The 17,047-nt window shown below is 73.3% G+C and carries 16 protein-coding genes; 7 read left to right on the forward strand and 9 right to left on the reverse strand.

Features of this window, described 5'->3' with window-relative positions; translation table 11 throughout:
• Nucleotides 1–14: 14 nt before the first annotated feature.
• Together RM788_RS20670 and RM788_RS20675 are read right to left on the reverse strand one after the other, a co-directional pair.
• The gene (locus tag RM788_RS20670; RefSeq protein ID WP_315933355.1) at nt 15–1,367 is read right to left on the reverse strand and encodes a phosphomannomutase/phosphoglucomutase; all 1,353 of its coding nucleotides are present in this window, start codon (nt 1,365–1,367) and stop codon (nt 15–17) included.
• 86 nt (nt 1,368–1,453) lie between these two features.
• Nucleotides 1,454–1,825 (reverse strand): DUF3499 domain-containing protein, encoded by a 372-nt coding sequence (locus RM788_RS20675; protein ID WP_106187360.1) that lies wholly within the window; start codon nt 1,823–1,825, stop codon nt 1,454–1,456.
• A 131-nt stretch (nt 1,826–1,956) separates the two neighbouring features.
• Here RM788_RS20675 and RM788_RS20680 point away from each other — a divergent pair, with 131 nt between their 5' ends.
• Complete coding sequence (locus RM788_RS20680; protein ID WP_315933356.1) at nt 1,957–2,427, forward strand: metallopeptidase family protein; 471 nt, start codon at nt 1,957–1,959, stop codon at nt 2,425–2,427.
• Between the two features lie 78 nt (nt 2,428–2,505).
• Here RM788_RS20680 and RM788_RS20685 read toward each other — a convergent pair whose 3' ends face one another.
• Together RM788_RS20685 and RM788_RS20690 are read right to left on the reverse strand one after the other, a co-directional pair.
• Nucleotides 2,506–5,844, reverse strand: a complete 3,339-nt coding sequence (locus RM788_RS20685) for a glycosyltransferase (protein WP_399344220.1) — start codon at nt 5,842–5,844, stop codon at nt 2,506–2,508.
• Between the two features lie 75 nt (nt 5,845–5,919).
• Complete coding sequence (locus RM788_RS20690; protein WP_106187357.1) at nt 5,920–6,231, reverse strand: WhiB family transcriptional regulator; 312 nt, start codon at nt 6,229–6,231, stop codon at nt 5,920–5,922.
• A 281-nt stretch (nt 6,232–6,512) separates the two neighbouring features.
• Between RM788_RS20690 and RM788_RS20695 the strand changes: the two genes are divergently transcribed.
• The 4 genes from RM788_RS20695 to RM788_RS20710 are packed head-to-tail and all read left to right on the forward strand — an operon-like array spanning nt 6,513 to nt 10,142.
• Entirely contained in the window at nt 6,513–7,262 is a 750-nt protein-coding gene (locus RM788_RS20695; RefSeq protein ID WP_315933358.1) for a site-2 protease family protein, read from the forward strand.
• Nucleotides 7,263–7,301: 39 nt separating this feature from the next.
• Nucleotides 7,302–8,270, forward strand: coding sequence for a 2-phospho-L-lactate transferase (cofD, locus tag RM788_RS20700; protein WP_315933359.1), 969 nt, complete (start codon nt 7,302–7,304; stop codon nt 8,268–8,270).
• On the forward strand, nt 8,263–9,606 hold the full coding sequence (locus tag RM788_RS20705) for a coenzyme F420-0:L-glutamate ligase (protein WP_315933360.1): 1,344 nt from the start codon (nt 8,263–8,265) through the stop codon (nt 9,604–9,606). Before cofD ends, RM788_RS20705 begins: the two co-directional genes overlap by 8 nt.
• Nucleotides 9,603–10,142, forward strand: coding sequence for an NUDIX hydrolase (locus tag RM788_RS20710; RefSeq protein ID WP_315933361.1), 540 nt, complete (start codon nt 9,603–9,605; stop codon nt 10,140–10,142). Before RM788_RS20705 ends, RM788_RS20710 begins: the two co-directional genes overlap by 4 nt.
• A 67-nt stretch (nt 10,143–10,209) precedes the next feature.
• Here the strand turns inward: RM788_RS20710 and RM788_RS20715 are convergent, their stop codons facing one another.
• Nucleotides 10,210–11,109 (reverse strand): DNA-3-methyladenine glycosylase family protein, encoded by a 900-nt coding sequence (locus RM788_RS20715; RefSeq protein ID WP_315933362.1) that lies wholly within the window; start codon nt 11,107–11,109, stop codon nt 10,210–10,212.
• 8 nt (nt 11,110–11,117) lie between these two features.
• Nucleotides 11,118–12,197 (reverse strand): mannose-1-phosphate guanylyltransferase, encoded by a 1,080-nt coding sequence (locus RM788_RS20720; RefSeq protein WP_315933363.1) that lies wholly within the window; start codon nt 12,195–12,197, stop codon nt 11,118–11,120.
• A gap of 155 nt (nt 12,198–12,352) precedes the next feature.
• On the opposite strand from RM788_RS20720, the gene RM788_RS20725 reads away from it, so the two are divergent.
• Nucleotides 12,353–12,841 (forward strand): hypothetical protein, encoded by a 489-nt coding sequence (locus tag RM788_RS20725; RefSeq protein ID WP_315933364.1) that lies wholly within the window; start codon nt 12,353–12,355, stop codon nt 12,839–12,841.
• Here the strand turns inward: RM788_RS20725 and RM788_RS20730 are convergent.
• The 3 genes from RM788_RS20730 to RM788_RS20740 all read right to left on the reverse strand — a co-directional run bounded on the left by RM788_RS20730 (nt 12,825) and on the right by RM788_RS20740 (nt 16,042).
• On the reverse strand, nt 12,825–13,691 hold the full coding sequence (locus tag RM788_RS20730; RefSeq protein WP_315933365.1) for a glycosyltransferase family 2 protein: 867 nt from the start codon (nt 13,689–13,691) through the stop codon (nt 12,825–12,827). The two genes, RM788_RS20725 and RM788_RS20730, sit on opposite strands and share 17 nt — an antisense overlap.
• Before the next feature lie 107 nt (nt 13,692–13,798).
• A complete protein-coding gene (locus RM788_RS20735; RefSeq protein ID WP_315934693.1) occupies nt 13,799–14,929 on the reverse strand; it encodes a glycosyltransferase family 4 protein in 1,131 nt (376 codons plus the stop codon).
• Between the two features lie 66 nt (nt 14,930–14,995).
• Nucleotides 14,996–16,042 (reverse strand): glycosyltransferase family 4 protein, encoded by a 1,047-nt coding sequence (locus RM788_RS20740; RefSeq protein WP_315933366.1) that lies wholly within the window; start codon nt 16,040–16,042, stop codon nt 14,996–14,998.
• 20 nt (nt 16,043–16,062) lie between these two features.
• On the opposite strand from RM788_RS20740, the gene RM788_RS20745 reads away from it, so the two are divergent.
• Nucleotides 16,063–16,995, forward strand: coding sequence for a glycosyltransferase family 2 protein (locus tag RM788_RS20745; protein WP_315933367.1), 933 nt, complete (start codon nt 16,063–16,065; stop codon nt 16,993–16,995).
• The last annotated feature ends 52 nt before the right edge of the window (nt 16,996–17,047 follow it).

Consider the following 17,047-nt stretch of genomic DNA (forward strand, 5'->3'; position numbering starts at 1 on the left):
GGTCTTCCCTTTCGTCAGCCGCGCACGATCGCGAGCACGTCGTCGCGCAGGGCGGCGACCGCGTCGGAGTCGGCGGCTTCCACGTTCAGGCGGAGCAGCGGTTCGGTGTTGGAGGCCCGCAGGTTGAACCACGAACCGTCGTGCAGGTCGACGGTGAGACCGTCCAGCTCGTCGAACGTGACGCCGTCGCGGGCGCCGTAGGCGTCCTTGATCGCCGCGATCCGGTCGGCCTGGTCGGCGACGGTGGAGTTGATCTCACCCGAGGCCGAGTAGCGCTCGTACACGCTGGTCAGCTCGGACAGCGGGCCGTCCTGCTCGCCCAGCGCGGCCAGCACGTGCAGCGCGGCCAGCATGCCGGTGTCGGCGTTCCAGAACTGCCGGAAGTAGTAGTGCGCGGAGTGCTCGCCGCCGAAGATCGCGCCCGTGGTCGCCATCTCGGCCTTGATGAACGAGTGGCCGACGCGGGTGCGGACCGGCTTGCCGCCGTGCTCGGCGACGATCTCCGGCACGGCCTTGGAGGTGATCAGGTTGTGGATCACCGTGCCGCCGGGGTCCTTGGCCAGCTCGCGCACCGCGACCAGGGCGGTGATCGCGCTCGGCGACACCGGCTCGCCGCGCTCGTCGATCACGAAGCAGCGGTCGGCGTCGCCGTCGAAGGCCACGCCCGCGTCCGCCTTCTCCGCCACGACCCTGGCCTGGAGGTCGACCAGGTTCTTCGGGTCGAGCGGGTTGGCCTCGTGGTTCGGGAAGTTGCCGTCCAGGTCGAAGTACATCGGCACGATCTCGATCGGCAGGCCCTTGAACACCTCTGGCACCGTGTAGCCGCCCATGCCGTTGCCCGCGTCCACGACGACCTTCAGCGGGCGCGAGCCCGACAGGTCGACCAGGTCGAGCAGGTAGGCGGCGTAGTCGGCGAGCAGGTCGCGCTCGGAGCGGGTGCCGGGCGTGACGCCCTCGGCGTCCGGGACACCGCGCTCGGCGTCCTCGCGGACCTGCGCCAGACCGGTGTCCTGGCCGACCGGGGAGGCGCCCGCGCGGCAGAGCTTGATGCCGTTGTACCGGGCCGGGTTGTGGCTCGCGGTGAACATCGCGCCGGGCAGGTCGAGCTTCCCGGAGGCGAAGTACAGCATGTCCGTGCTGGCCAGGCCGATGCTGATCACGTCGACGCCCTGGGCGTTCACGCCGTCGGCGAACGCGGCGGACAGCTCCGGTGAGGAGTCGCGCATGTCGTGGCCGATGACGACGGTGGGCCCGCCCACCAAGCGCGCGAACGCGGCACCCAGGTCGCGGACGACGGCGGCGTCGAGCTGTTCGCCCACCACACCGCGCACGTCATAGGCCTTGACGACGCCGGACAGATCGCGCACGCGGACACTCCTCGGCTGGCATTCCTCGGCTCGGACGGCCGTTGACACCGCCCGGCCGGAAGCCTACCGGTGAGCCGCGCGGGGGTTCAGTCCTCGTGCGGATCAGGCAGAACGCGCAGGTGGCCCCGCCGGATGTTGCCGGTCTGCAGGTCGCGCTGGAGATCGCGCACCTCCAGCGGCCGATCGGCCCTGCCCGCCTCGCGAACGGCCTCGGCCAGCGCCGTCAGGTCGTCCACCGTCGGCTCGGGCGCCGCGAACTCACCCTGGTACCTCACGACTTCCCACCCGCGGGGGGCGGTGAGCCTCAGCGCGTGCTCCTCGCACAGGTCGTAGCTGTGCGGTTCCGAGTACGTGGCAAGGGGCCCGACGACCGCGGTGGAGTCCGCATAGGCATAGGTGAGCGTGGCGACTGCCGGGTTAGCGCACCCGGTTCGCGAGCACCGTCTCACGCTCCGCACGGCGGGGACGATAGCGCGTCCGCCGCCGGTCGTGTCGGAGGCACGCGGTAAACGGCGTGAGCGACCTCTCGTTTCGTCCCCCGACGGGTGCGTCTGGAGGGGTTCCGCCCTGGACAACTAGGCTCAGGGGTGTGGTGACGGCTCGGGGTTCGCGGCGACAGGGTTCTCCGCGGCGACGCAATCGCGACAGGCACGGACGAGGCCTGCGCGGACCGCTGTACCCGGCGACCCTTCCGGCGGCCCGCAGCCGCGCCGAGCGCTTCGACGCGCTGGTGCTGGAAGCGCTGGAGCCGATCGAGGCGCGGTGGCGGACGGAGCTGACGCAGCTGGACGTCGCGGTGGACGACGTGCCGGACGTGCAGCCGACGGACTCCGAGGACGGCGGGGTCGTCGAGGACGGCAACGTGCCGTTGGCGCGGCTGATGCCCGCCGTGTCGGACAAGGCCGGGGTGCCGACCCGTGCGCGGATCGTGCTGTACCGGCGACCGTTGGAGGCACGGGCCAAGGACGGCGCCGACCTGTCCGACCTGGTGCACGACGTGCTGGTCGAACAGGTCGCGAACTACCTCGGCCTCGACCCCGACGTCATCGACGGCGAATAACCGCGAGTCGAACCCCCAGACACCCCGTGTCGAACCCCCAGACACCTCGTGTCGAACACCCAGGCACCCCCTTTCGGGTCATCTGGTCCCCCGCGACGGAATCGCCGTCAGCAACGTGAACAGGGCCGCCGCACCCTGGATCAGCAGGAGCAGTTCACGCGTCGAGCCGCCTGCTTCGACGCGGACCTCGCTCGCCGTAGTCGGCACCGAGACGCCGACCTGGTGACCCCAGACCCGTGAGACGGGTGCGGGTCTGCCGTCGACGGTGGCCCGCCAGCCGGGCTCGTCCTCCGCGGCCAGCACGAGCACCCGACCCTCCGGCCCCTCCGAGACGCGGACGCCCGCGACCGGTGGGCCTGCCTCGACCGGGGCGATGCCGGGCATTCCCAGTTCCGTCGGTGGGTCGCCGCCCGAGCGGGCTCGGCGGGCCAGTTCCGGGGAGAGCAGGACGGCGTTGCCCGCCGCGAGTTGGATGCGGAGGACCGGGCGGCCGTCGGACATCGGTGGGGCGTCGGCGACGAGGTCGCCGGCCGTGGAGCGGAGTCGGTCGGCGGCCGGCGGGTCCGGCAGCACGACGAAGGCGACGCCCGCCGTGGCGGCCTGGGCCAGTGCGAGGCGGGCGGTGTCGCGGGTGCCGGAGGTGAGGTCGCGGGTCCAGCGGTTCAGCCTGGACGGGCTGGAGGAGGTCGGGACCAGGTCGTCGTCGCCGAACTGCGGCGTGCGGCCTGCCACCTGGCGGGTTGGTCCTCCGCCCGATCCGAGGATCAGCACGGCCCGGCCGGTGCGGGGTAGTTCCTGGGCCACGGTGGACGGGAGTTCGTCGCCGCCCGCCCGCAGCGGGCCCTGCCGCAGGCCGAGGAGTCCGGAGGTGGCCAGGGCGAGCACGGCCAGCACACCGGCCAGGGACACCAGGTGGCGGACGCGGGCGCCGGCGGGCGGGCCGTCGCGCCTGCACGCCGCCAGGACGACCCAGAGCAGGCCCCAGCCGAGCAGCACGAGCGGCGCGCCGGTGAAGCCGTGGCGGGCGGGGCCGCCGGACAGGGGGGACATCGGCACGGCGAGCAGCGCGGCTCCCGTGAGGACGCCGAGCACGATCACGCCGAGGCCGGGGAGCATCGTGCGGTTCGGGCGCAGGGCGAGACCGCCGAGGGCGGCCAGGAGCACCAGCGCGCCGACGAACGGCAGCGCGCCGGGGCCGCCGGGGTGGAGGGCGAGCAGGTCGAGCGGGCCCGCCGGGGGCGTGTCGACGACCGCGCCGACGCCGTGCAGGAGGACGACGGGGTTCTGGAGGACCACGGCGGGCCACGGGAGGAGCAGTGCCATCGGCAGCAGGACGACGGCGAACAGGCCCGCGACGCGGCGGCGGCCCCCGCCGGGGTTGCCGGGGAGGACCACGAAGCCGATGAGGGCGCCGACGACGACGGCGATGTGCACGAGTGGCGAGAACGCGCCGATGACGGCGGCGGCGAACGCGGTGCCGGAGACGATAGGCAACCAGGACCGGCCGCCCGCGCCGCGCAGCACGGCGAGGACGCCGGTGAACACCAGCGGGGCCAGGACGTGCACGACGACGACGTCGAGGCGGCCCTGGCTGACGGCGGCGGTGGCGGCGGGCAGGAGGCCGTAGGCGGCGGCGACCACCGCGCGCACCGGGCGGCGGACGCGCATCCGGCGGGTGGCGACGTAGGCGGCCAGCGCGGCGATCGGGGCGTCGAACAGCAGCGCCAGCGCCACCACGGCCGACGGGCCGCCGAGGAACACGCCGAGGGTGCCCAGCACCGCGAGCGACGCGGAGGCGGGCGAGGTCGTGCCGCCGGAGACCGGGTGCCACGCGGCGAGGTACTCCGCCCACGTGGCGCCGAGGCCCGGCACGGGCAGGAGCCTGCCGCCGGACAGGTCGAACCCGAGCCTGCCCGAGTTCGCGACCAGCGCGAACAGCGTCAGGCCCAGCACGAGCAGCAGCGGAGGGGCGACCAGCAGCGACCGCAGCACGCGGGCCCGGTCGACCTCGACGAACACCAGCTCCGGCTCCGGCCGGGCGTCCCTGGGGACCGGCGACGGGCGCGGTTTCGGGCTGGGGCGCAACGTCGGCGGCAGCGTCGCCCCGGTGATCACCGGCACGGCGGCGGGCGGGCGCCGCAGACCTCCGGTGGCACGGGCCGGGTGGCCGCGGCCGAGCACGCCCGCGGGCAGCGCGTCCGGGCCCACGACCTTGCGCCGGACGTCCTTTTCGGACGGTGGCGGCCGCCACCCGCTCGGCCTGCCCTCGTCCTCGGGCAGCCTGCCGAGCGTGACGTCGGCCTCGACGCGGCGGCGGACCAGGTACGAGGCACCGGCGCGCACGGCGTTGCGGAACCTGGTCGTGCGGCTGGTGAACAGCCCGCGCACCGAGCCCCCGCCACCGCGGCGGGCGGCGCGGGCGGCCAGCAGCCCGGCGCGGCCGCCGAGCAGGTAGCGCAGGGCGCCGAACTCGCCGTGCCCGTCGGACCACCGGCGGAGCAGGAGGAAGCCGAGGCCGCGCAGGACCTGGAGCACGGCGAGCCTGGGCAGACCGAGCAGGAACGACGGCGTCGGGCTGTTGACCAGGAACGTGCGCAGGCCGTGCGCGCGGTCGACGCCGCGCAGCAGCGGGCCGGGCCGGGCGGCGACCGCGTCGAGCCTGCGCCGACCGGTCGACGCGGCGCGGACGTGCCGCATCCGGGCCACCGGGACGCACAGCACGAGGTGGCCCGCGCGGTTGGCGCGCCAGCCGAAGTCGATGTCGTCGCGCAGCAGCGGCATGCGCCGGTCGTAGCCTCCGAGGGCCTGCCACGCCTGCCGCTTGATCAAGGAGCCCGCGGACGACACGGCGAGCACCTCGGTGCTCTGCTCGAACCTGGCGGTGCCGCCGGAGCCGAAGCGGCTCCAGTCCAGTTCGGCCGGGCCGAGGCCGGTCTGCCGGTGGCCGGAGGAGTCCGTGGACACGCCCGCCTCGACGACCAGCCTGGGATCGGCCCAGTCCAGAGCCAGCGGGCCGAGCACGGCCGCGCCGGGCGACAGGTCGGCCGCGGTCAGCAGCGCGGCGAGGCAGTCCGGTTCGGGCGCGCTGTCGTCGTGCAGCAACCACAGCCACTTGCCGGGGTCGCCCCAGCGCTCCACCGCGTGCTCGACGGCCGCGTGCACGGCCACGCCGAACCCGGTGCCCCTCGGCAGTCCCAACACGCCGTCGACGACGCGGTCCTGGCCTTCGGCCGCGTCGGCGAGCATCCTCGACGTGCGGTCGGTGGAACCGGTGTCGACCGCGATTACATGACGAGGCCTCGGTTTTTGCCTTCGCAACGCCGAAAGCGCGGTGCCGAGCCACTGCTCCCCGTCGTGGCAGACCAGCACGGCCAACACCGGCGCGGTCCGGAGCCCCGGAGTGGTACTGCTCACCAAGTGCCCGCTCCCGTGCCGCTCGCCGCCTTGCCAGTCAGTGGAGCATTCCTCACGACAGGCCGGTTCGGCGAGCTTTCACACGGCGCGCTTCTTGAGCTTCCTCCGCTCGCGTTCGGACAGGCCGCCCCAGATGCCGAAGCGCTCGTCGTGCGCCAAGGCGTACTCCAGGCATTCCGAACGCACCTCGCAGCCAAGGCAGATGCGCTTGGCCTCGCGGGTGGATCCGCCCTTCTCGGGGAAGAACGCCTCCGGGTCGGTCTGCGCACACAGGGCGCGCTCCTGCCAGTCCTGCTCATCAGTCGCGTCGTACAACTCGGTCAGCACGCCCAGCTCCTGCGCCGGGCTGTCCAGCCGGTCCACGACACGATCCCCGTCGAATCCCTGCATACCGTCCGCCTCCTCGCCTTCCGCTCTCCCCGGTTGGCGGACACCACGCGCCGTCCCCACAACGACGAATGACACCGATGTGATTACACCTGCGTCACAGCAGGCGGTCAAGCCGAGTCCACAGGACGGGGGATATTCCCGCGAATGGACCCAAAACCCTTGACTAGCAGCACAGACGGTGATTGGTCCCGTGCTCGCAGCGATGCCCGCAGCTCCAACGGCCTAAGGGCGATCAGCGGGATCGCCCGCGCGCACCGCGCGGGACAAGCCACACTGATGGGGTGAAGCGATCAGCTGTGCGACCCAGTCCACTGTTCCTGGGTTTGTTGGCGGCCACCGTCGTGGGTGCGGTGCTGACCGTGTTCGAAGGTGAAGCCCTCCTCATCACGGGCACCGTGCTGTTCATCCTCGGCGGGTGGGCGGTTTCCTTGTGCCTGCACGAGTTCGGGCACGCGATCGTCGCCTACAAGGGCGGAGACTACTCGGTGCTGGGCAAGGGTTACCTGACCCTCGACATCCGCAACTACACCGATCCAGTGCTGAGCATCGTGCTACCGCTGGTGCTGCTCGCCTTCGGCGGCATCCCCCTTCCGGGTGGTGCGGTGTGGATCAACCACCACTCCCTGCGGTCGAAGGGGGTCGAGTCGATGGTGTCGCTGGCGGGTCCGATCAGCAACTTGGCGCTCGGCGCGCTTCTCGCCGGATCGGTGGCCGTATTCAACCCGTCCGTGGGACTCGCGTCCGCCCTTTCGTACCTCGCCTACCTCCAGATCATCGCTTTCGTCCTGAACATCCTCCCCATCCCCGGACTCGACGGGTGGGGCGTCTGGGAGCCGTTCATGCCCTACGGCGCGCAGCAGTTCGGCGCCAAGGTCCGCCCGTGGGCACCGCTGGTGCTGTTCGCCTCGCTGTTCGCGTTCCCGATGGTCGCGGTGGTGTTCTTCGACATCGCCGAGGTCGTCTTCGGACTGCTCGGCGGGCACATGGGCTTCGCGGCCTTCGGGCAGTCGAACTTCATGTTCTGGCGCTGACGAAACAGCCCGACCGGGCACATGGGAGGATCGCGCCCCGTGAAGGTCGTCGTTTTGGTGGGTGGCGTTGGCGGTGCCCGGTTCCTCGTCGGGTTGAAGGCCCTGCTGGGTCCCGCTCCGGGGAACGAGGTCGTCGCGGTGGTGAACACCGGTGACGACGTGTGGATGCACGGGTTGCGGATCTGCCCCGACCTGGACACCTGCATGTACACGCTCGGCGGCGGGATCGACGCCGAGCGCGGCTGGGGGCGCCAGGACGAGTCCTGGACCGTCAAGGAGGAGCTGGCCGCCTACGGCGCCGAGCCGACCTGGTTCGGGCTCGGCGACCGGGACATGGCGACGCACCTGGTGCGCTCGCGGATGCTCAGGGCGGGTTACCCCCTCTCCGCGGTCACCGAGGCGCTGTGCGCCCGCTGGGAGCCGGGGGTGACCCTCCTGCCGATGTCGGACGACCGCGTCGAGACGCACGTGGTCGTCGAGCAGGACGGCGAGAAGAAGGCGATCCACTTCCAGGAGTGGTGGGTCCGCCACCACGCCGAGCTGCCCGCCGAGTCGTTCGCCTCCGTGGGCGTCGAGCAGGCCACCGCGGGCCCCGGCGTGCTGGACGCCATCGCCACCGCCGACGCGGTGCTGCTGGCGCCGTCCAACCCGGTCGTCAGCGTCGGCACGATCCTCGGCGTGCCCGGCGTCCGCGACGCCCTGCGCAAGACCGACGCCGGCGTGGTCGGCCTGTCCCCGATCATCGGCGGCAAGCCGCTGCGCGGGATGGCCGACGCCTGCCTGACCGCGATCGGCGTGGAGACCAGCGCCCAGGCCGTCGGGCGGCACTACGGCTCGCGCAAGTGCTCCGAGGACGGCGTGCTCGACGGCTGGCTCATCCACACCGGCGACCACGCCGACGTCGAGGGCGTCGCTGTGCTCCCGGTGCCGCTGCTGATGACCGACGTGGACGCGACCGCCGAGATGGCGAGGGCCGCTCTTGACCTGGCGGGTGTCGAAGTTGGCTGAGTCCGCCGACCACTCCGCGTCCGGGGCCATCGAACTGCTGCCCGTCCCCGGCCTGCCCGAGTTCCGCCCCGGCGACGACCTCGGGGCGGCCGTCGCGGCGGCGGCGCCGTGGCTGCGCGACGGCGACGTGGTCGTGGTGACCAGCAAGGTCATGTCCAAAGTGGAGGGTCGGCTCGTCGCCGTGCCCACCGACCCGGAGGAGCGCGACGCGGTCCGCCGGGAGTGGGTCGGGACCGAGTCCGTGCGCGTGCTGGCCCGCAAGGGCCGCACGCTCATCACCCAGAACAAGCTCGGCGTCGTGCAGGCCGCGTCGGGCGTCGACGCGTCGAACGTGGCGGGCGGCGAGATCGCCCTGCTGCCGGTCGACCCGGACGCCTCCGCGGCCGCGTTGCGCGCGGACCTGTTGGCGCGGCTGGGGGTCGCGGTCGCCGTCGTGGTCACCGACACCATGGGCCGGGCGTGGCGGATCGGCCAGACGGACGCCGCGATCGGCTCGTCCGGGCTCGCGGTGCTGCACCGCTACCACGGCCAGGTCGACCGCCACGGCAACGAGCTGGTGGTCACCGAGGTCGCCGTCGCCGACGAGATCGCGTCGGCCGCGGACCTCGTCAAGGGCAAGCTCGGCGCCGTCCCGGTGGCCGTCCTGCGTGGACTGTCCGTTGTGGACGACGGCTCGACGGCCCGCGACCTGACCCGTCCGATCGAGGACGACCTCTTCCGGCTCGGCACCGAGGAGGCCATCGCGCAGGGCCGCGCGGAGGCCGTGCTGGTCCGGCGGTCCGTGCGGGAGTTCACCGGCGAGCCGGTCGACCCGGCTGTGCTGCGCAGGGCCGTGGCGGCCGCGCTGACCGCCCCCGCGCCGCACCACACCCGGCCGGTGCGGTTCGCGCACGTGACCGCGCGGCGCGAGGCGCTGCTGGCCGCGATGCGCGAGCGGTGGGAGTCGGACCTGCGGGCCGACGGGTGGGACGACGAGCGGATCGCCCGGCGGGTGAAGCGCGGCGACCTGCTGCACGGCGCGACCGAGGTCGTGCTGCCTTTCCTGGTCCGCGAAGGGGCGCACGACTACCCCGACGAACGCCGGGCCGCCGCCGAGGTGACGATGTTCACGGTCGCGGGCGGCGCGGCCGTGCAGGGGCTGCTGGTGGCGCTGGCCGCCGAAGGCGTCGCGTCGTGCTGGGTCTCCTCCACCATCTTCTGCGCCGACGTGGTCCGGCGGGTCCTCGACCTGCCGGCGAACTGGGAACCACTCGGCGCCGTGGCCGTCGGCCACCCGGTCGACCCGCTCACCCCGCGTGCTCCGCGCGACCTCGACGAAGGGTTCCTCGCACTGTGACGCTCCACGCGGACGCCGTATCGGTACTGGCGGGCTGGCAGCCGGTCGGCCGGGAGCAGGAGGCGCTGAGGCAGGCCTACCTCGGGTTCCTGGCCGCGCGGGACGACGCGTGCGCGCGGTCCTGCGAACCGGGGCACATCACCGCGTCCGCGCTGGTGCTGGACGCCACCGGGGAGCGGACGCTGCTCACGCTGCACCCGAGGGTGGGGCGGTGGCTGCAACTGGGCGGGCACTGCGAACCCACCGACGAGACCCTGCTGGGCGCGGCGCTGCGCGAGGCGACCGAGGAGTCGGGCATCCGGGGGCTGCGGATCGAGACGCAGCCCATCCACGTGGACGTGCACCCGATCACCTGCTCGCTGGGGGTGCCCACGCGGCACTTCGACGTGCGGTTCCTCGTGCGCGCGCCGGTGGGGGCGCAGCCGGTCCGCAGCGCCGAGTCGGTGGACCTCCAGTGGTGGCCGCTGGACTCGCTGCCGGGCAACGTGGACGACCTGTCGCCGATGGTCGAGGCGGCGTTGGAGCGCCTCCGCTGACACCCCGCACCGATCGGGGGTGCCTGGAGGTTCGACACGGGGTGTCTGGGGGTTCGACTCGCGATGGTCAGATGGCGCGGTAGTCGCGGGGTGAGAACCTCGGGGCGAACCTGGGCTTGCGGAAGCCGGAGGCCTCGACGTACCGGACGGCCCGGTGCCGTTGCGGCGAGTAGGGCGCCAGCACCTCGGCCATCCCGTCGTCGTCGAGCGGCCCGCCCACCAGCGCCCAGCCCACGACCGACGGGACGTGGAAATCCCCGAAGCTGACCGCGTCGGGGTCGCCCCAGGCCCGTTGGGCGATTTCCGCGGCGGTCCACACGCCGATACCGGGAATCAGCCGCAGGAGTTTCCGGCCGGCCTCCCCGCGGAGTTCGACGGCCCTTTCCAACCGGTGGGCGACTTGGGCCGCCGCGATCAAAGCGCGGCGGCGGGAGGTGTCGACGCCCGCTTTGTGCCATTCCCAATCGGGAATGGCCATGATCGCCCTCGGTGTCGGCCCGACGCGCATTCCCGCCGGGACCGGGCCGGGAGGAGCCGTGCCGAACCTCCGGCAGAGTTCGCGGTAGGAACGCCTGGCCTCGGTGCCGGTGACCTTCTGCTCCAGCACGGAGGGCAGGAGCACGTCCCACACCCGGCCGGTCGAGCCGAGCCGCAGACCCGGTGAGCGGCGGCGGGACTCGGTGATGAGCGGGTGGTGGCACTCGAAGGCCGAGTCGTCGTCCTCGGCCCCCAGCAGGGCCGGGAGGCCGTCCAGCAGCCAGTCCGCGCCGTCACCCCAGGCCGTCGCCTCGACGACCCCGTCCGGCCGCCGGACGCGGAGCGCGCCGGGACCGGACGGGGTGTTCGCGGTCAGCCAGACGGCACCGTCGGCGTCCTGCTGGAACGTCGGATCGCCCGCTCCACGGCGGAGCGGGCGGAGCACCGTTCCCACGTCGAGCGGGAACGGGGGTGACCAGGTCCTCGCCAACTGCTACCTCACACGTCGGCTGAGAACCGTACGCCTGCCTCGGGCAGAACCACGTCGGGCCACACACGCGCGCCGCCGATGAGTTCGCAGCGCGCCCCGATGACGGCGCCGTCGCCGATCACCGCGTCGCGCAGGACCGCGCCCGCCTGCACCAGGGCGCCGACGCCCAGGACCGTTCGCTGCACGACCGCGCCCTCGCCGATGACGGCGCCGTCGAACACCACCGAGCCGTCCACGACGGCGCCCGCGGCCACCGTCGCGTTCGCGCCGATCGTCGTGCCGCCGCTGAGGACCGCGTCCTCGTGCACCTCCGCGCCGCCCAGGACGATGGCCTCGCCGGGCTCCGACGGCAGCGCCGACGACGGGGCGATGCCGCGCACCAGGTCCGCCGAGCCCTGGACGAACGCGGCCGGTGTGCCGAGGTCGAGCCAGTAGGTGGCGTCCACGTGGCCCTGGATCCGCGCGCCGCGCTCCAGCAGGCCGGGGAACGTCTCGCGCTCCACGGACACCGGACGGCCCTCGGGGATCCCCAGGACGACCTCGCGGCGGAACACGTAGCACCCCGCGTTGATCTGGTCGGTCGGCGGGTTCTCGGTCTTCTCCAGGAACGCCGTCACCCGGCCGTCGGGGTCGGTCGGCACGCAGCCGAACCGGCGCGGGTCGTCGACCTTCACCAGGTGGAGCGTGACGTCCGCCTCGGAGGTGCGGTGCGTCTCGACGATGCCGTGCAGGTCGACGCCCGAGAGGATGTCGCCGTTGAACACCATCACGTCGCGTTCGCGCAGCTTGTGGGCGACGTTGCGGATCGCGCCCGCGGTGTCGAGCGGCACGTCCTCGACCACGTACTCCAGTTCCAGTCCCAGCTCGGCCCCGTCGCCGAAGTAGTCCTGGAAGACCTCCGCCTTGTACGACGTCCCCAGCACCACGTGGGTGATGCCGACGGAGCGGATGCGCGACAGCAGGTGCTCGAGGAAAGGCACCCCGGCGGTCGGCAGCATCGGCTTCGGCGCGGACAGGGTGAGAGGACGAAGTCGGGTTCCCTTGCCACCGACCAGAACCACGGCTTCCACGCCGTGCAGCTCCGACATGCCCGTTTTTCCTCCTCCACTAACACGCAACGACCAATTCGAATACTGTGGCAGACAGCATCCGATAGACGGGCAGTGGTCCCTGGCGGGCGCGTGTCAGAAATCGGGAACGCCGGCACCCCCAGCCGGCCCTAGGCAACGCAGGAGAGATCCGAATGGACCCCCGCGACCGGGCCGACGCGCTGCTGGCCCGTGCACGAGCACGTGGCGCCCAGATCGTCACGCCCGACAACATGACCTCGCCGATGGACTCGTCGGCGACCCAGCAGATCCCGCGCACCGTGGTGAACTCCGTCGACCCGCGCCAGGTCGACCCGGAGTCCACGATGATCATCTCCGCGCAGATGGCCGCGGGAGGTGGACGACCGCCCCAGCAGCCGCAGCAGCAGGCCCCCCAGCACCAGCCCCAACACCAGCCCCAACACCAGCCGCAGCACGCTCCGCAGCAGCAGTACCAGCAACAACAGCAGGCGCCGCAGCACCAGCAGCACTACCAGCCCGAGCAGGGGCAGCGGGTGAACCCCGGCTCCGTGCCGACCGTCCAGCAGGTTCCCGGCGGGCGGCCGAGCCTGTCCCAGCGGCTGTCCGGCGACAACAAGCCGCCACCGCAGGGCCTGACCCAGCGGCTCAACGGCGACGGGTGACGAGCTTCAACCGCAGCCCGAGACCGACCCGGACGGCGAGCAGCACCGGGGCCCACCGCGGGCCCCGGTGGCGGTCGGCCAGGTAGCGGTAGGCGCTGCTGTGGTGCGCGGCGAGCATCCGCCCGGACGCGCTCGCGGTCGCGTGGCCGCCGATGTGCACGACCTCCGCCTCCGGCACGTACACGTTCAGCCAGCCCGCGCGGCCGATGCGGTCGCCGAGGTCGACGTCCTCGAAGTACATGAAGTAGCGCGCGTCGAACCCGTCGACCGAGTCGAAGGCCTCACGGCGGAGCAACAGGCACGAACCGGACAACCAGCCCGCGGGGCGCTCGGTGATCGCGGCCTTCTCCTGGCGGTACTCGCGGGTCCAGGGGTTCGCGGGCCAGACCTTGCCGAAGATCGCGTGGCCCAGGCCCCGTCCCAGCGACGGGAGCAGCCTGGCCGAGGGGTAGACCTCGCCGGTGGTCTCGCGGATGAGCGGACCGAAGGCGCCGCCCCGCGGCCAGCGCTTGGCCGCGGCGAGCAGCGCGTCCAGCGAGCCCTCACCCCATTCGACGTCGGGGTTGGCGACGACCACCCAGCCCACGTCGTCCGGCAGCGCGGCCACACCGCGGTTGGCGCCGCCGCCGTAGCCGAGGTTGCCGCCGGTGGGGAGGAAGGTGACCTCTTCGCGTTCGGCCGCCGCGCGCTCGGGCTCGCCGTCCGTGGAGCCGTTGTCGGCGAGGACCACCCGCACCGGCAGGGTCGTGGCCTTGGCCAGGGTGTCCAGGAAGCGGTCCAGGGTCTCACCCGGCGAGTAGGTGACGGCGACTGCCGCCAGGGCGTCGCCGTAGCGCTTGGAGTCGGTCACGGGATCACATTGTGCACGCCCCCACTCCCCACCCCCACCGCGAGTCGAACACCCGGGCACCCCGTGTCGAACACCCGGGCACCCCGAGTCCGCCACTCGGGCACCTGCTACCTGCCGCGGCGGTGCACCATCGCGGCGCGCGAGTAGGCGAGCTGGTGCCGTGCGGCACTGGTGGACCAGCTGAAGTCCTTGGCGCGGAGCTGGGCGTCGGTGGACAGGACGGCGCGGCGGGCCGGGTCGTCGAGCAGTTCCGCGAGGCCCGCGGCGATGTCGCCCGCGCCGACGCCGCAGTAGGCGACCGCGTCGCCGCCGACCTCGGGAAGGCTCAGGCGGCGGGTGGTGAGGACCGAGGCGCCGCAGGCCATGGCTTCGAGGACGGGCAGGCCGAAACCCTCGCCGAGGCTGGGGTAGGCGACCAGTTCCGCGCCGCCGAGGAAACCCGCGAGCTGCTCGAACGGGAGGTAGCCGGCGCGGATGACCCTGATGCGGTGCGGGACGACGTCGAGGGCGCGTTCCACCTGGCCGTCCCAGCCGGGTTGGCCCGCCAGCACCAGCGCGGGCGGGTTCGGGCGGCCCACGCAGGCCTGGGCGAAGCCGCGGATGAGGGCCGGGACGTTCTTCCTGGGTTCCAGGGCGCCGAGGAAGGCCACGTAGGGCACGTCCCCCAGGCCCAGGGAACGGCGGACCGCGGCGGTCTCCTCGGGGGCCGGCGGGTGGAAGCGCTCGTTGTCGACGCCGTGCTGGGCGATGTGCAGGGAGCGGCGGTCGGCGCCCGCGACCCTGGTCAGCTCGGCCGCGGTCGCCTCGCTGGGGACGACGCAGAGGGCCGCCCGGCGCAGCGACGCCCTGGTCCAGCCGCGGAAGAACCTGGCCTTGACCGACGAGTGCAGGATCGGGTCCGTGAAGAACGTGGCGTCGTGCAGGGTCACGACCGTGGCGGCGCGGTTGGCGACCGGCATCGTGTAGTGCGGCGAGTGCAGCACGTCGACGCCGAGGCGGGCCACGATGCGGGGCAGCGTGGTCTGCTCCCAGGTCAGGCGCGCGGTGCGGGTGGCGACGGACTCGGCGGCCACGACGACGCGCGAGGACCGCGCGAGCCTGGTGTAGAGGTCCGCGTCGCGCGGTTGGCAGACCACGCTGAGCCGCGCGCCGTCCGCGTCCAGAGCCGCCACCAGCGAGTCGACGTACCGGCCCACGCCACCGCGGTCGGCGGGCACCGCCGTGGCGTCGATCAGCACGCTGGGTTCGGCGATGGGCACGGGCTGAGAGTAGTGCCGCCCACCAATCGATCTGCGGCGTATCGGCTAAGTGACGCGCTGTCGAACTCCTTCGAGGTGCACGTCCCAGGTGGCGCGCGCGGCTTTCTCCCAGCCGAAGTCCTCGGCACGGCGCAGACCAGCGCTTACCATGCGGGCAGCGGTAGTCCCATCGTCCACAACGGACCTGATTGCCCGTGTGAGCGCTCCCGCGTTGCCACGCGGCGTGACCATTCCAGCCCCGCCGGCAACTTCCACCAGCGCGGGCGCGTCGGAGTGCACGACGGGCACGCCGAGCGCCATCGCCTCCAGCAGCGGCAACCCGAAGCCCTCGGCCAGACTGGGCACGGCGAGCACCGCCGCACGGCGCAGGGCGTACACCAGTTCGGAGTCCCGAACCCGCCCGAGCACCCGCACGTGCGGCGCGGTCACGTCCACGGCGCCCCATCCCGGAGAGCCGATCAGGACAAGGGGAATCCCCGCTTCGGCCGTCGCCGTGACGAGCGTCTCCAACCCCTTGCGCGGTTCGACGGTGCCGATCGCGAGCACGAACCGCTCCGGCAGGTCGACCGGCGACTCCTCCGGCCACTTCGCGACGCCGTGGCCGATCACGTGCGTCGGCGCGGGGCCGGGGGCGTACCGGGCGAGGTCGTCGGCGACGGTCCTGGTCGGCACGACGATCGCCGCCGCCCTGCCGGTGGCGCGGGTGATCACCTTCCGGTGCCACGCGGCACCCCGCCCGGTCAGGGTTTCCGGGTGGGTCCACGGCACGGCGTCGTGCACGGTGACGACGACCCGGCCGCTCGGCGGGGCCAGCGGGGTCGGCGCGTGCACCGAGTCACCGCCGGGCCAGTACGGGACGCCGTGCTCCCAGGCCGCGATGAGCGCGCGGCGCGGCAGCGGCAGCACCTTCGGGCCCTCGACGCCGGGGATCACGGCGGCCCGGACGTCGGGGTGGCGGCTGACGGCACCGGTCACGGTCCACCCGGCTGGCGCGGTCGCGGCGAGCGCCGCGGCCAGCTCACGGGTGTAGCGCCCGGTGCCGCCGGGGACGGGGGCGAGCAACTGCTCGGTCAGCACAACGAGCTGGGGCACGTGCCGTACCGTCTCACGCCGTGTCCAGTGCCAGCACGGTGGTCGTCGTGACCTGGCGGGGGCGTGAGCACATCACCGCGTGCCTCGACGCGCTCGCCGTCCAGAAAGCCGGCGGCGGGGGTCCACACCGGACTCTGGTGGTGGACAACGCCTCCGACGACGGGACCGCCGCGCTGGTCGCGGCCCACCCGAGCGCCCCGAACGTGGTGCGGCTGCCCCGCAACCTCGGGTACGCCGGTGGCCTGGCCGCGGTGCTGGACCGCGTGGACACCCCCTACGTGGCGTGGCTGAACGACGACGCCGCCCCGTCCCCGTCGTGGCTGGCCTCGCTGGAGGAAGCCCTCGACGGCGACCCGCTGGCCGCCGCCGCCACCTCGTCGATGACGCTCGCGGACGGCTCGACGCAGTCGGTGGGCGTCTCGCTGACCGCCGACGGGCACGGCGTGGACCTGGTGCTCGCGGGCCGCGAGGTGTTCGGCTTCTGCGGCGGCGCCGCGCTGCTGCGGACCGGGGCGCTGCGCCGCGCGGGCGGCGTCCCCGCCGGCTTCTTCTGCTACTACGAGGACACCGACACGGCGTGGCGGCTGCGGCTGGCCGGGCACCGGGTCGTGTCCGTCGGGCCCGCGCGGGTCGCGCACCGGCACGGCGCCAGCACCCGGCCGGGCTCCAGGCCGTTCCACCGGTGGAACGAGCGCAACCGGCTGCTGATGCTGCTGCGCTGCGCCCCGCTCGCCGTCGCCCTGCGCGAGGTCGCCCGGTTCGCGGCGATCACCGCTCTGCTGCCGCTGCGCTCCGGAGTCCCCGAAGCGGCGAACTTCCGCCTCCCGCTGCGGCTGGGCGTGCTGGCGGAGGTCCTGCTCCGCTCGCCGTCCGCGCTGGTCGCGCGAGTGGCGATCGGGCGCCGTTCGACGGTCCCCCGCCGTGACGTGTGGCGCACTTGGGCCGGAAGGTAGACCCTTCGGCTCACGACACGCGCTGTGATGAGGCAGGCTTAGGCCCGCACAC

The organism is Umezawaea sp. Da 62-37, from assembly GCF_032460545.1.
Lineage (GTDB): Bacteria > Actinomycetota > Actinomycetes > Mycobacteriales > Pseudonocardiaceae > Umezawaea.

Bases quoted from the DNA above. Each gene is read 5' to 3' on its own strand.
- RM788_RS20690 (WP_106187357.1), bottom strand. From the start codon at position 6,231: ATGCAGGGATTCGACGGGGATCGTGTCGTGGACCGGCTGGACAGCCCG.
- RM788_RS20720 (WP_315933363.1), bottom strand. From the start codon at position 12,197: ATGTCGGAGCTGCACGGCGTGGAAGCCGTGGTTCTGGTCGGTGGCAAG.
- RM788_RS20725 (WP_315933364.1), top strand. From the start codon at position 12,353: ATGGACCCCCGCGACCGGGCCGACGCGCTGCTGGCCCGTGCACGAGCA.